The 13,859-nt window shown below is 69.9% G+C and carries 10 protein-coding genes; 4 read left to right on the top strand and 6 right to left on the bottom strand.

Annotated elements, in window-relative coordinates; genetic code table 11:
- Window positions 1-189 precede the first annotated feature (189 nt).
- The 4 genes from RM609_RS22095 to RM609_RS22080 all read left to right on the top strand — a co-directional run bounded on the left by RM609_RS22095 (window position 190) and on the right by RM609_RS22080 (window position 3,530).
- The gene (locus RM609_RS22095; protein ID WP_311613239.1) at window positions 190-354 is read left to right on the top strand and encodes a hypothetical protein; all 165 of its coding nucleotides are present in this window, start codon (window positions 190-192) and stop codon (window positions 352-354) included.
- Complete coding sequence (locus tag RM609_RS22090; RefSeq protein ID WP_311613238.1) at window positions 351-1,601, top strand: glycosyltransferase; 1,251 nt, start codon at window positions 351-353, stop codon at window positions 1,599-1,601. The genes RM609_RS22095 and RM609_RS22090 overlap by 4 nt, the downstream gene beginning before the upstream one ends.
- Window positions 1,602-1,662: 61 nt before the next feature.
- Complete coding sequence (gene wecB / locus RM609_RS22085) at window positions 1,663-2,856, top strand: non-hydrolyzing UDP-N-acetylglucosamine 2-epimerase (RefSeq protein WP_311613237.1); 1,194 nt, start codon at window positions 1,663-1,665, stop codon at window positions 2,854-2,856.
- Complete coding sequence (locus RM609_RS22080) at window positions 2,853-3,530, top strand: LamG domain-containing protein (protein WP_311613236.1); 678 nt, start codon at window positions 2,853-2,855, stop codon at window positions 3,528-3,530. The genes wecB and RM609_RS22080 overlap by 4 nt, the downstream gene beginning before the upstream one ends.
- A gap of 46 nt (window positions 3,531-3,576) precedes the next feature.
- On the opposite strand, the gene RM609_RS22075 is transcribed toward RM609_RS22080, so the two are convergent.
- From RM609_RS22075 to RM609_RS22050, 6 genes are all read right to left on the bottom strand, one after another.
- Complete coding sequence (locus RM609_RS22075) at window positions 3,577-5,037, bottom strand: glutamate synthase subunit beta (RefSeq protein ID WP_311613235.1); 1,461 nt, start codon at window positions 5,035-5,037, stop codon at window positions 3,577-3,579.
- Entirely contained in the window at window positions 5,030-9,598 is a 4,569-nt protein-coding gene (gene gltB, locus RM609_RS22070) for a glutamate synthase large subunit (RefSeq protein WP_311613326.1), read from the bottom strand. Before gltB ends, RM609_RS22075 begins: the two co-directional genes overlap by 8 nt.
- 316 nt (window positions 9,599-9,914) lie before the next feature.
- A complete protein-coding gene (locus tag RM609_RS22065) occupies window positions 9,915-10,646 on the bottom strand; it encodes a VIT1/CCC1 transporter family protein (protein ID WP_311613234.1) in 732 nt (243 codons plus the stop codon).
- A 199-nt stretch (window positions 10,647-10,845) separates the two neighbouring features.
- Window positions 10,846-11,796 carry a prolipoprotein diacylglyceryl transferase gene (gene lgt, locus RM609_RS22060; protein ID WP_311613233.1) on the bottom strand — a complete coding sequence of 317 codons (951 nt, stop codon included), beginning with the start codon at window positions 11,794-11,796 and terminating at the stop codon, window positions 10,846-10,848.
- A 93-nt stretch (window positions 11,797-11,889) separates the two neighbouring features.
- Entirely contained in the window at window positions 11,890-12,933 is a 1,044-nt protein-coding gene (locus RM609_RS22055; protein WP_311613232.1) for a hypothetical protein, read from the bottom strand.
- A gap of 391 nt (window positions 12,934-13,324) precedes the next feature.
- Window positions 13,325-13,840: an SMI1/KNR4 family protein gene (locus tag RM609_RS22050; protein WP_311613231.1), complete on the bottom strand. Its 516-nt coding sequence runs from the start codon at window positions 13,838-13,840 to the stop codon at window positions 13,325-13,327.
- Window positions 13,841-13,859 lie beyond the last annotated feature (19 nt).

Below are 13,859 nucleotides of genomic sequence, written 5' to 3'. Positions count from 1 at the left end.
CCACACAATCAGGCATAACTACCGGTCGGTCCACAGAATTCTCTATTCCGATTCAACATCTCTCACCATGAAGGGTTAATTGCAGCTAGTCATCTGATACCTTCCCTGCGCATGCCTCGGCACGACGAACGAGGCGCAATCCGGGGGGAACTCATGTACGGAAAACCCGCTCTGGGGACAGTCCTGCCCATGGCCGGACTGACGGCAGCCCCAGAAGTTCTGCCGGGCATACCCTTTGCCAGGGGACTCCAGGAAGCGGCCGGTGCCGGATTCCTGCTCTACTGCGCGATAGCCGTGGCGCTGCTTACGGCGAAATTCTGGTTCGTTCTCCGGAACTCCGGTGAACATTCATGATCACGGAGGTCCTCCTCTGGGCCAGCATCGCCATCATCGTGATGGCGGGCTGCTACAACTCCACCCTGTTCGTCCTGTCCAGACGACGAGTACGCCGTGACCGCGGTCCCCGCGCCGAACGCCTCTACATCTTTCTCCTCGCCTGTCTGAACGAGGAAAAGGTGCTCACCGAGAGCCTGGCCCGGATCACCTCACTACCGGCCGGGAACTTCATGGCCCTCGTCATCGACGACGCCTCCGAGGACCGCACGGCCGAGATCGCCCGCGCCGCCGACCCCGAACGGGTCAGGCTCCTCCAGCGGCAGCTGCCCAACGCCCGCAAGGGCAAGGGCGCGGCCCTCAACGCGGGCATCCGCCACCTGCGGGACTCCGGCATCCTCGACGGCCGCGACCCCACCGACGTCATCGTCTGCGTCGTGGACGCCGACGGCCGCCTCGACCCCCACATCGTCCAGGCGGTCGACCCCTACTTCGACGACCCGCGCACCGGCGCCACCCAGGTCGGCGTGCGGATGTACAACCGTCACCAAGGCGTCCTCGCCCGGCTCCAGGACATGGAATTCGTCATCTACGGTGACATCTTCCAGACCGCCCGGCGCTACTTCGGCAGCGTCGGCATGGGCGGCAACGGCCAGTTCATGCGGCTCGCCGCCCTCGACACCCTGATGAAGGACGGCAAGGGCCCCTGGAGCGACTCCCTGACCGAGGACCTCGATCTCGGAGTACGCCTGATCGCACGCGGCTGGACCAACCACCACTGCACCACCGCCGCGGTCAGCCAGCAGGCGGTGCTCGACGTACGCCGCCTGGTGCGCCAGCGCTCCCGCTGGTTCCAGGGGCACCTCCAGTCCGCCGGACTGGTGCCCATGATCCTGCGCGAGGTGCCCACCAAGGCCGCCGTGGACCTGCTGTACCACCTCTCCAGCCCGGTCCTGATCCTGCTCACCTCACTGCTGCCGCTGTCCTTCGTCGTCGCCGTGGGCGGCACCGTCGTCGGCTCCGTCGAGGCCGGACGCCCGCTGGTGTCCCCCATGTGGATCGTCGGCCCGTACGTCCTGTCCTTCGCCGCGGCGTACGCCTACGGCTGGGTCTACTCACGACGCGAGCGGGGGCTCGGAATCGTCCGCGCCGTCCTCCTCTCCCACCTCTTCGTCATCTACGGCTACATCTGGTTCGCGGCCGGCTGGTGGGGCCTGTGGCGCATGCTCACGGGCAAGCAGACCTGGCTCAAGACCGCGCGCACCTGACGCGCGACTCCTCCACGCATCTCCACTCATCGGTCAAGCACGCACCTTCCGAGGGAGAACCATGTCCCCGAACGTCATCACCACGCCCGTGCGCGCCATGCTCGTCCTGGGCACGCGGCCGGAAGCCATCAAGCTCGCGCCCGTGGCCCGCGCCATGGCCGCCTCCCCGCTCTTCGAACCCGTCGTCGTCACCACCGGTCAGCACCGCGAGATGCTCCACCAGATGCTGGAGCTCCTCCAGGTCCCCGCGAGCGTCGAGCTCGACGTGATGCGCGACCGGCAGGAACTCTCCAAGCTCACCGCCCGGCTGGTGGACGGCCTCGGCGACGTCGTCCGCGCCGAGCGGCCCGACCTCGTCGTCGTCCAGGGCGACACCACCACCGCCCTCACCGGCGCCCTCGCCGCCTTCTACGAGCACGTGCCCGTCGCCCACGTGGAAGCCGGACTGCGCACCGGAGTGCTGGACAACCCCTTCCCCGAGGAGCTCAACCGCCGCCTCATAGGGCGCATGGCGCGCTGGCACTTCGCGCCCACGACCCGGGCGGCCGGCCACCTCACAGCGGAGGGTGTGCCGGCCGCCGAGGTGTTCGTCACCGGCAACACCGTCATCGACAACCTGCTGTGGGTGCTCGACCAGGGCAACGGCCGTAACCTCTTCCACAGCGATCTGCGGCGCGTCCTGATCACCCTCCACCGTCGCGAGAACCAGGGCGACAAGATGCGCGCCATGGGCCGCACCCTGCGCCGTCTCGCCGACCGGGGCGACGTGGAGATCGTCCTGCCGCTCCACAAGAGTCCCGCCGTCCGCGAGGCCCTGCTGCCGGAGCTGTCCGACCACCCGGCCGTCCGGATCGTCGAGCCGCTGGGCTATGTGGACTTCTCCGCCACGCTCGCCGGCTGCGACCTCGTCCTGACCGACTCCGGCGGCATCCAGGAGGAGGCCCCCACCCTCGGCAAGCCCACCCTGGTGCTGCGCACCACCACCGAGCGGCCCGAGGCGGTGGAGTCGGGCGCGGCCCGGCTCGTGGGCACCGAACCGCAGGCCATCCTGGAAGCCGCCATGCAGCTGCTGGACGACGAGGAGGCGTACGCGAGCATGGCGAAGGCCGGTAATCCCTTCGGGGACGGACTCGCCACCGAGCGGATCGTGGCGCAGCTGGCCGAGGACTTCGGCGCGGACGCCGGCGCGGCGCCCACGCCGGAGCCGCTGATCGTCCCCCAGCCCGGCGGTCCGGGGTCATACTCGACGGCATGACGAGAGTTCACCGGCTCCTCGCCCTCGCTCTGTTCGGCGCCGCCGCTGTGGCGGGGCTCGCCTTCGCGGTGAACGCGATCCGGGGCGGCGGGGACGGCGAGCCGGCCCGGCCGTGGACCGAGGGATCGGTCCACGGCCCGTGGCGTTCGGTCTTCGACGGGCACGGCGAGAACATCGGCCGCCACGACGGCCTGGCCCTCTCCCCCAAGCCCTCGCGGGAGCCGGGCGAGACCCACGCCGGGCTGATCGTGTCGACCCAGGAGTACGGCGACATGAACCTCCAGGCCCGGATGCGCACGGTCGCCCAGCTGCGCACCCCCAAGCCCAATCCCTGGGAGGTGCCGTGGCTGGTGTGGGCGTACAAGGACCCGGAGCACTTCTACTACATCACCCTCAAGCCCAACGGCTGGGAGCTGGGCAAGCGTGATCCGGCGTACCCCGGTGGGCAGCGGTTTCTGGCCACGGGCTCGGACGGCTTCCCGATCGGCCGTTGGTCGGGGGTGAAGGTGGCCCAGCGCGGGGCGCACATGGAGGTGAGCGTCGACGGCAAGGGGCTGGTCGCCTACGAGGACCAGGAACGCCCGTATCTGCGGGGCGGCATCGGGGCGTACACGGAGGACGCCCGGGTGGTGTTCAGCGACATCATGGCGGAGCCGGCGGAACCGGCGGAATAACCGGACGGGCTGACGCCGTCGTCAGCCCGCCCGGTGTGCGGTTCCGCTACGCCGTCAGCGCGCGGTCGGTCGGGAGGACCGGCGCGGGCAGCGTGCTGGAACCCGTCAGGAAGCGGTCGACACCGCGTGCGGCGGAGCGGCCCTCCGCGATGGCCCAGACGATCAGGGACTGGCCGCGGCCCGCGTCACCGGCGACGAAGACGCCCGCCACGTTGGTGGCGTAGTCCGCGTCGCGTGCGATGTTCCCGCGGTCGTCCAGTTCCAGGCCGAACTGTTCGACGAGACCGTTCTGCCGGTCCGTTCCCGTGAAACCCATCGCGAGGGTGACCAGCTGGGCCGGGATGCGACGCTCGGTGCCCGGCTTCTGCGTCAGCTTGCCCTCGATGAACTCGACCTCGACCAGGTGGAGCCACTGGACGTTGCCGTCCTCGTCGCCCTCGAAGCGCGTGGTGGAGACGGAGTAGACCCGCTCGCCGCCCTCCTCGTGCGCCGAGGTGACCTTGTAGAGCATGGGGAAGGTCGGCCAGGGCTGGTGGGGGGCGCGCTCCTCCCCCGGCCGGGGCATGATCTCCAGCTGGGTGACGGAGGCCGCGCCCTGCCGGTGGGCGGTGCCGACGCAGTCGGCTCCGGTGTCGCCGCCGCCGATGACGACGACGTGCTTGCCCTCGGCGGTGATCGGGGAGACCGTCAGGTCGCCCTCCTGCACCTTGTTGGCCATGGGCAGGTACTCCATGGCGTAGTGGACGCCCTTGAGGTCGCGGCCGGGGACGGGCAGGTCGCGGGAGGTGGTGGCGCCGGCGGCGATGACGACGGCGTCGTAGCGCCGGCGCAGCTTGGCCGCGTCGATGTCGCGGCCGATCTCCACCTCGGTGCGGAACTTGGTGCCCTCCGCGCGCATCTGCTCGATGCGCCGGTTGATGTGCCGCTTCTCCATCTTGAACTCGGGGATGCCGTAGCGCAGCAGGCCGCCGACGCGGTCGGCGCGCTCGTAGACGGCGACGGTGTGGCCGGCGCGGGTGAGCTGCTGGGCGGCGGCGAGGCCGGCCGGGCCGGAGCCGATGACGGCGACGGTCTTGCCGGAGAGCCGCTCGGGCGGCTGGGGGGTGACGTCGCCGGACTCCCAGGCCTTGTCGATGATGGTGACTTCGACGTTCTTGATGGTGACGGGCGCCTGGTTGATGCCCAGCACACAGGCGGACTCGCAGGGGGCGGGGCAGAGGCGGCCGGTGAACTCGGGGAAGTTGTTGGTCGCGTGGAGGCGCTCGGACGCGGCCTGCCAGTCGTCGCGGTAGGCGTAGTCGTTCCACTCGGGGATGAGGTTCCCCAGCGGGCAGCCGTTGTGGCAGAACGGGATGCCGCAGTCCATGCAGCGGCCGGCCTGCTTGCTGATGACCGGCAGGAGCGAGCCGGGGACGTAGACCTCGTTCCAGTCGCGGACCCGCTCCTCGGTGGGGCGGGTGCGGGCGTGGACGCGGTCGGTGGTGAGAAAGCCCTTCGGGTCAGCCATGGGTCGCCGCCTCCATCATCTTCCGGTGGGTCTCGGTCTCGGTCAGACCGGCTCGCTCGGCGGCGTCCTTGGCGGCGAGCACTGCCTTGTAGGTGGTGGGCAGGACCTTGCGGAAGCGGGTCGCTGCCGTGTCCCAGTCGGCGAGGAGGCCGGCCGCGACGGTGGAGGCGGTCTCCTCGTGGTGGCGGCGCACCACGTCGTGCAGCCACCGGCGGTCGGCGTCGTCGAGGGGTTCGACGGCTCCGGCCAGTTCGTTGTTGACGTTGCGGGGGTCGAGGTCGACGACGTAGGCGACGCCGCCGGACATGCCTGCCGCGAAGTTGCGGCCGGTGGGGCCGAGGACGACGGCCCGGCCGCCGGTCATGTACTCGCAGCCGTGGTCGCCGACGCCCTCGGAGACGACGGTGGCGCCGGAGTTGCGGACGCAGAAGCGTTCGCCGACGCTGCCGCGCAGGAACATCTCGCCGCCGGTGGCGCCGTAGGCGAGGGTGTTGCCGGCGATGGTGGAGTACTCGGCGAGGTGGTCGGCGCCCCGGTCGGGGCGGACGACGATCCGGCCGCCGGAGAGGCCCTTGCCGACGTAGTCGTTGGCGTCGCCCTCCAGGCGCAGGGTGACGCCGCGCGGCAGGAAGGCGCCGAAGGACTGGCCGGCGGAGCCGGTGAAGGTGATGTCGACGGTGTCGTCGGGCAGGCCCGCGCCGCCGTACTTCTTGGTGACCTCGTGGCCGAGCATGGTGCCGACGGTCCGGTTGACGTTGCGGATGGGCACCTGGGCGCGGACGGGGTGGGGGGGCTCGTCGCCGACGGTGTTGAGGGCGTCGGCGGCGAGCTTGATCAGCTGGTTGTCGAGCGCCTTGGCCAGGCCGTGGTCCTGGGCGGTGGTGCGGTGGCGCACGGCGCCGGCGGGCAGGTCGGGGACGTGGAGCAGCGGTTCCAGGTCCAGGCCCTGGGCCTTCCAGTGGCCGACGGCGCGGGTGACGTCGAGGAGCTCGGCCTGGCCGACGGCCTCCTGGAGGGTGCGGAAGCCCAGCTCGGCGAGGAGCTCACGGACCTCCTCGGCGATGAATTCGAAGAAGTTGACGACGAATTCGGCCTTGCCGTTGAACCGTTCGCGCAGGACGGGGTTCTGGGTGGCGATGCCGACCGGGCAGGTGTCGAGGTGGCAGACGCGCATCATGACGCAGCCGGAGACGACGAGGGGCGCGGTCGCGAAGCCGAACTCCTCGGCGCCGAGGAGGGCGGCGATCACGACGTCGCGGCCGGTCTTGAGCTGGCCGTCGGTCTGGACGACGATGCGGTCGCGCAGGCCGTTGAGGAGGAGGGTCTGCTGGGTCTCGGCGAGGCCCAGCTCCCAGGGGCCGCCCGCGTGCTTGAGGGAGGTGAGCGGGGAGGCGCCGGTGCCGCCGTCGTGGCCGGAGATCAGGACGACGTCGGCGTGGGCCTTGGAGACGCCCGCGGCGACCGTGCCGACGCCGACCTCGGACACCAGCTTCACATGGACGCGGGCGGCGGGGTTGGCGTTCTTGAGGTCGTGGATGAGCTGGGCGAGGTCCTCGATGGAGTAGATGTCGTGGTGCGGGGGCGGTGAGATCAGGCCGACGCCGGGGGTGGAGTGCCGGGTCTTCGCGACCCAGGGGTAGACCTTGTGGCCGGGCAGCTGGCCGCCCTCGCCGGGCTTGGCGCCCTGGGCCATCTTGATCTGGATGTCGTCGGAGTTGACGAGGTATTCGCTGGTCACACCGAAGCGGCCGGAGGCCACCTGCTTGATGCTGGAGCGGCGCGCGGGGTCGTAGAGGCGCTCGGGGTCCTCGCCGCCCTCACCGGTGTTGGACTTGGCGCCCAGCCGGTTCATGGCGATGGCGAGGGTCTCGTGGGCTTCCTGGGAGATGGAGCCGTAGGACATCGCGCCGGTGGAGAAGCGCTTGACGATCTCGCTGACGGGCTCGACCTCGTCGAGGGGGATGGAGTCGCGGTCGCCCTTGAAGGCGAACAGTCCGCGCAGGGTCATCAGCCGCTCGGACTGCTCGTCCACACGCCGGGTGTACTGCTTGAAGACGTCGTAGCGGCGGGCGCGGGTGGAGTGCTGGAGCCGGAAGACGGTCTCCGGGTCGAAGAGGTGCGGCTCGCCCTCGCGGCGCCACTGGTACTCGCCGCCGATCTCCAGGCGGCGGTGGCTGGCGGGGATGCCGGTGGCGGGGTAGGCCTTGGCGTGGCGGGCGGCGACCTCGCGGGCGACGACGTCCAGCCCGGCGCCGCCGATCTTGGTGGCGGTGCCGTGGAAGTAGGTGTCGACGAAGGACTCGTCGAGGCCGACGGCCTCGAAGACCTGGGCGCCGCGGTAGGAGGCGACGGTGGAGATGCCCATCTTGGACATCACCTTCAGGACGCCCTTGCCGAGTGCCTTGATGAGGTTGCGGATGGCGTCCTCGGGGGCGGTGTCCGGCAGGAACGTGCCGGCGCGGACGAGGTCCTCGACGGACTCCATCGCCAGGTACGGGTTCACGGCCGCCGCGCCGTAACCGATGAGCAGCGCGACGTGGTGGACCTCGCGGACGTCCCCGGCCTCGATCAGCAGCCCGACCTGGGTGCGCTGCTTGGTGCGGATGAGGTGGTGGTGGATGGCCGAGGTGAGCAGCAGGGACGGTATGGGGGCGTGCTCGGCGTCGGAGTGCCGGTCGGAGAGCACGATGAGCCGGGCGCCGTTCTCGATGGCGGCGTCGGCCTCCGCGCACATGGCCGTAAGGCGGGCGGCGAGCGCCTCGCCGCCCCCGGCGACGCGGTAGAGGCCGGAGAGCGTCGCGGCCTTGAGGCCGGGCAGGTCGCCGTCGGCGTTGATGTGGATGAGCTTGGCGAGCTCGTCGTTGTCGATGACGGGGAACGGCAGGGTGACGCTGCGGCAGGACGCGGCGGTGGGGTCCAGCAGATTGCGCTGCGGTCCGAGGGAGGAGATCAGCGAGGTGACGAGCTCCTCGCGGATGGCGTCCAGCGGGGGGTTGGTGACCTGCGCGAAGAGCTGGGTGAAGTAGTCGAAGAGCAGCCGCGGCCGCTCGGACAGCGCCGCGATCGGCGAGTCCGTGCCCATCGAACCGATGGGTTCCGCCCCGGCCTTGGCCATCGGGGCGAGGATGACGCGCAGCTCCTCCTCGGTGTAGCCGAAGGTCTGCTGGCGGCGGGTGACGGAGGCGTGGGTGTGCACGATGTGCTCGCGCTCGGGGAGGTCGGCGAGGTCGATGAGACCGGCCTCCAGCCACTCCTGGTAGGGCTGTTCGGCGGCGAGGGCGGCCTTGATCTCGTCGTCCTCGATGATGCGGTGGCCCTCGGTGTCGACGAGGAACATCTTGCCGGGCTGGAGCCGGCCCTTGCGGACGACCTTGGCGGGGTCGATGTCGAGGACGCCGACCTCGGAGGAGAGCACGACGAGGCCGTCGTCGGTGACCCAGTAGCGCCCGGGGCGCAGGCCGTTGCGGTCGAGGACGGCGCCGACGACGGTGCCGTCGGTGAAGGTGACGCAGGCCGGGCCGTCCCAGGGCTCCATCAGGGTGGAGTGGTACTGGTAGAAGGCCCGCCGGGCGGGGTCCATGGAGGCGTGGTTCTCCCAGGCCTCGGGGATCATCATCAGCACGCTGTGCGGGAGCGACCGGCCGCCGAGGTGGAGCAGCTCCAGGACCTCGTCGAAGGAGGCGGAGTCGGAGGCGTCGGGGGCGCAGACGGGGAAGGTCCGCTCCAGCGGCGCGTCCCCGAACAGTTCGCTGGCCAGCTGGGATTCGCGCGCCCGCATCCAGTTGCGGTTGCCCTTGACGGTGTTGATCTCTCCGTTGTGGGCGACGAAGCGGTAGGGGTGGGCGAGCGGCCAGCTAGGGAAGGTGTTGGTGGAGAACCGCGAGTGGACCAGCGCGATGGCGGTGGCGCAGCGGCGGTCGGAGAGGTCCGGGAAGAACGGCTCCAGCTGCCCGGTGGTGAGCATGCCCTTGTAGACGAGGGTGCGGGCGGAGAGGGAGGGGAAGTAGACGTCCGCCTCGCGCTCGGCGCGTTTGCGGAGGACGAAGGCTTTGCGGTCGAGGACGAGTCCTTCGCTGCCCCCGTCCGTGACGCTGTGCTGATCCGAAACGAAGAGCTGCCGGAAGGCGGGCATCGTGGCGCGGGCGTCGGCGCCGAGCAGTTCGGGGGTGACGGGGACGGTGCGCCAGCCGAGGACGGTCAGGCCCTCCTCGGCGGCGATCGTCTCGATCCGCGAGACGGCGGTGGCCGCCTCCTCGTCGTCGGCGGGGAGGAAGGCGATGCCGACGGCGTACGAGCCGGCGGCGGGGAGCTCGAATCCCTCGACGCTCTCCCGGAGGAAGGCGTCGGGGACCTGCATCAGGATGCCGGCGCCGTCACCGGTGTCGGGGTCGGATCCGGTGGCGCCGCGGTGCTCCATATTGCGCAGGACGGTGAGCGCCTGTTCGACGAGCTCATGGCTCGCCTCGCCGGTGAGAGTCGCGACAAAGCCCACGCCACAGGCGTCGTGCTCGTTCCGCGGGTCGTACATCCCCTGCTGGGCGGGGTGGGATGCGTGGCGCATCGGCGCTCCCGTCGTCGTCTTGGCAGTCATGTCGTGATGCATGTGCCGAGGGACGACGTTGGCCCTCGCCGAAAGAAGGTGGTGCAGGCTTACATGATGGTTCGCTTCTCAAGGAGCGGAAGGGGGAGTCCATCATGTGGACACCAAGTGGTGTTCGGGGGGCGCTCCGGGCTTCCTGGGATCACCAGGCCCGGCCGCGCCTGAGAAACAGTGCGGCACGGGCGGCATTGCCCGCAGCGCTACCGGATTGTGCCCTGCCACCAGGGAAATGAAACCGTGGAGAAACACGCACGTTATACGGCAGCGCGCATAAGAATTACCCCACTGCGCTCCCGAAGGCAATACCGAGGAGATACGTCACACCCGCCGCGGCACCGCCGAGCAGCAGCTGCCGCAGCCCGCTGAACCACCACGTCCGCGCCGTCACCCGGGCCACGACCGCGCCGCAGGCGAACAGTCCCACCAGCGCGAGCAGCACGGCGGGCCAGAGCTCGGTGGCCCCGAGCAGGTACGGCAGCAGCGGCAGCAGGGCGCCCAGCGCGAACGAGCCGAACGACGAGGCGGCGGCGACGGTGGGCGAGGGCAGGTCGGACGGGTCGATGCCCAGCTCCTCGCGGGCGTGGATCTCCAGCGCCTGCTCCGGGTCCTTCGACAGCTGCCGCGCGACCTCACGGGCCAGCGCGGGCTCGACCCCGCGCGACTCGTAGAGCGCGGCCAGCTCCTCCAGCTCGTCCGCCGGGTGCTTGCGCAGCTCACGCCGCTCCACGTCCAGCTCGGCGAGGACCAGCTCGCGCTGCGAGGCCACGGAGGTGTACTCACCGGCGGCCATCGAGAACGCGCCGGCCGCGAGCCCGGCCAGACCGGCGATCACGATGGCGTCGGACGAGGCGCTGCCACCGGCCACGCCCGTCATCAGGGCCACGTTGGAGACCAGTCCGTCCATGGCCCCGAACACGGCGGGCCGCAGCCAGCCGCCGTTCACATCACGGTGGGTGTGATTGTCGCGGTGGGCTATGTGCGTTGCCGCGGCCGTATCGAGGACAGCCATGTCTCCAGATGCTCCCTTCCCCAGGTACGCGGACGGATCGCCCACGTTCCCTCTCGCAAAACGCGTACGAGTCGAAGGTATGCGCGAAGTGCCATGATCCGCTAGCAAGGAAGGCCGAACTTACCTCGCTGACCTGCGGGTTTACCAAAAAGCCCCCTGCGGCTGAGGCCGCAGGGGGCTGGGGTGACGCGAGTGGGCGTCAGCGCTTCTCGGCGCCGGGCGCCTCGGCGCCGGGCGCGGGCTTCGCCTCGGCGGCGGGCTTGGTGAGACCGACCTTGGCCTCGCCCTCCTTGGACCCGTCCTCGGAGGCACCCTCTGCGATGTCCTCGGCCGCGCCGGGCTCCACGACGAGCTCCCGCCCGGGAACCCTCTTCGAGGAGATCACGAAGTACGCGACGGCGGCGAGGAAGACCAGGATGGCGGTCCAGCCGTTGAGCCGCAGGCCCAGGAAGTGGTGGGCCGTGTCGACCCGCAGGTACTCGGTCCAGAACCGGCCGACGGTGTACGCGGCGACGTAGACCGCGAAGGCCCGCCCGTGGCCCAGCTTGTACCTCCGGTCCGCCCAGATCACCAGCGCCGCGACACCGAGGCACCACAGCGACTCGTACAGGAACGTCGGGTGGTACGTGCCGCCGACCCGCCCGATGGCCGGGTCCGGGTCGATCTTCAGCGCCCAGGGCAGATCGGTGGGCCGGCCGTAGAGCTCCTGGTTGAACCAGTTGCCCCAGCGGCCGATGGCCTGCGCCACGGCGATGCCGGGCGCGATGGCGTCGGCGTACGCCGGCAGCGGGATCCCGCGCCGGCGGCAGCCGATCCAGGCGCCGACGGCACCCAGGGCGATGGCGCCCCAGATACCGAGGCCGCCCTCCCAGATCTTGAAGGCGTCGACCCAGTTCCGGCCCGAGCCGAAGTACAGCTCGTAGTCCGTGATCACGTGATACAGCCGCCCGCCGACGAGCCCGAAGGGCACCGCCCACACGGCGATGTCGGCGATCGTCCCGGACCGGCCGCCACGTGCGATCCAGCGCTTGTTGCCGAGCCAGACGGCGACGAAGACGCCGATGATGATGCAGAAGGCATAGCCGCGCAGCGGGATCGGTCCGAGGTGGACGACACCGGTCGAGGGGCTGGGGATGTATGCGAGATTCATGGCACCCCCGACGCTACCTTGCCGGAGCGGCCAGGTGGCACCCCGCCCGGAGCTACGTCTGCGTAACACCGGGGTGGTTTCGCCGCCGGCGGCTCACGTCCGGGTGATCGTTCCGCACTCGCTGTGATGGGCCGAGTCGCCCTTCCCCAGGTCGCGACTGCGGTCGTAAGGGTCGACGGTGGGGCCGGACCGGTCCGTCTCGTCATGCTTCCCGTGCCGCCGCCTGAGCCTGGGGAACATCGGGTGGATGAATCCGTCCGAGGCCTCGCAGGTGGTATTGCCGATGTCCGCCGCGTGATGGCGGACGAACAGTTTGCCGGGCACCACATGGAAGCGGGCCGGGTCGAAGACCTCGGCGTCCAGGACCCGGCGCACGATGGCGCGCGCGACCTGCCGGGATCCCTTGTCCTTCTTCGTCAGCGGATAGACGAAGGTGTAGTCGGCGTGGACGGCCACGACGCCGCCCTTCCGCTCGGCGAAGGTCATCCGGCCCCGCGTCTTGACGGTGCCGCCGACCATGCGGACCTCGTTGGGGTCGAAGCGGCTGAAGAGGAGGAGCGGGTCGTTCTCCTCGCCGGGCTTGGCGAGCCCCGCGTTCACTTTGGCGATCAGTTTCTCCTGCCCCGGCTCCAGCAGGTCCAGCGCGGCGGCCGGTCGCTCACCGCGCAGGGTCGCGGGATCGAGGTCGGCGGCGACGAGGAAGTCCTTGGTCAGCTTCAGGGCCGAGGCGACCTGCTCCTTCGACGACTCCCCCACGGGCGCGGCCTCGGGCGGGACGATGCCGGCCGCGCCGTCGGCGTACTGCTCGGCCGGCGAACCGGCGAACGGCCTGTCGAGGGTCGCCGAACCCTCGGGCGACTCCGGGGCCCCGCTGGGCTTCCCGGTCTCGGGGCCGAGGGGCGCGGGGTGGGCATGCGACGCCTTGTCCTGACGGAACCGGTCGACGACGCCGCCGGGATTGAGCACGAGCACCCCCACAGCACCGACGGCCAGGACTCCCGCGACCCCGCCGAGCACCCGGCGCCTACGGGCGGCCCGCCCGTCCATCTCCCGCCACGCGGGGCCGGTGCGCCAGCCCGGGGGCAGCTGGGGCGGGGCATCCTTCTCGGATTGCTCGGATTGTGGTTCGGCCGACACCGCACGCTCTCTTGCTCTTACGGTCCATCAGGTCAGATGGAGAACTGTAGAGGCGCGCGAAACGGGCGGCGTGGGCGGCGGGTACTCCTCCCGGTAACCGGCCGCCCACGGTCGCTCCGTAAGGTCAGCCGAGCGGGCTGCGCCCAGTCCGGACGGCAGATTGAGCACTTACTCCGCGACACCGGCGACCACGCCACTCACAAGATCGCCAACCGGGTCGGCGGCAGCCCCTCCATTCAAAAGGACCGGAGCACACACGTACCTCAGAGGCGCGCGAGGCGCCCGCGAGTGGTGGCATTCACGCACGACAGCCCGCCCTGGTGAACCAGGACGGGCTGCCGTCAAACAGTTACGTCGAGTCGAATCATGCAAACTCGCGGGATCGAAGGAGCTATCGCGAGAGGTAGCTGGCGGGATCGACCACGTAAGAGATCACGTCGGCGAAATCAGGGAAAAGTAGACTTGATCCGTCTCCCACCCACCAAAAGCGCTCCGCTATTACACCCTGAGCATCGATCATAAAGATTCCGGTGGTCTCGTCTTCATCGACAGAGACAGGAACCAGCCTTGCAGTAGAAGGAAGGCCTTCGTCTTCCGGCGTACCCATGTCGAGAATCAGCTCAAAGAATGATTGAGCACGGGCCAGCGCTGAACTATCAGGCCAGTCCTGGCACCCCAGGACGGGCATCTCGAAGTGGAAATTCTCCAGGCCATCACTGATCGAGAGAAATTCTCGATATCTCGGCTCGAGCGCCTGCCCCACCAAACCCTCCAGCTCCACCAGCTGCTCCTGAGTGGCTGGCGGGCGAAGCTTCATGGGGCTATAGATAGTCGGATCCTCCGCAACCTCCTGCGCCCGCTTCTCCATAAGCCGCGCAATCATTTCTCGCAAACTCTCCACCTCCAATATTCAAGGGTCGAGGACG

This window comes from Streptomyces hesseae (genome assembly GCF_031845785.1).
GTDB lineage: Bacteria > Actinomycetota > Actinomycetes > Streptomycetales > Streptomycetaceae > Streptomyces > Streptomyces hesseae.
This window is presented reverse-complemented; position numbering and strand designations above follow the sequence as displayed.

Bases quoted from the DNA above. Each gene is read 5' to 3' on its own strand.
- RM609_RS22095 (WP_311613239.1), top strand. From the start codon at position 190: ATGGCCGGACTGACGGCAGCCCCAGAAGTTCTGCCGGGCATACCCTTT.
- RM609_RS22075 (WP_311613235.1), bottom strand. From the start codon at position 5,037: ATGGCTGACCCGAAGGGCTTTCTCACCACCGACCGCGTCCACGCCCGC.
- RM609_RS22080 (WP_311613236.1), top strand. From the start codon at position 2,853: ATGACGAGAGTTCACCGGCTCCTCGCCCTCGCTCTGTTCGGCGCCGCC.
- RM609_RS22065 (WP_311613234.1), bottom strand. From the start codon at position 10,646: ATGGCTGTCCTCGATACGGCCGCGGCAACGCACATAGCCCACCGCGAC.
- lgt (WP_311613233.1), bottom strand. From the start codon at position 11,796: ATGAATCTCGCATACATCCCCAGCCCCTCGACCGGTGTCGTCCACCTC.
- wecB (WP_311613237.1), top strand. From the start codon at position 1,663: ATGTCCCCGAACGTCATCACCACGCCCGTGCGCGCCATGCTCGTCCTG.
- RM609_RS22090 (WP_311613238.1), top strand. From the start codon at position 351: ATGATCACGGAGGTCCTCCTCTGGGCCAGCATCGCCATCATCGTGATG.
- gltB (WP_311613326.1), bottom strand. From the start codon at position 9,598: ATGCGCCACGCATCCCACCCCGCCCAGCAGGGGATGTACGACCCGCGG.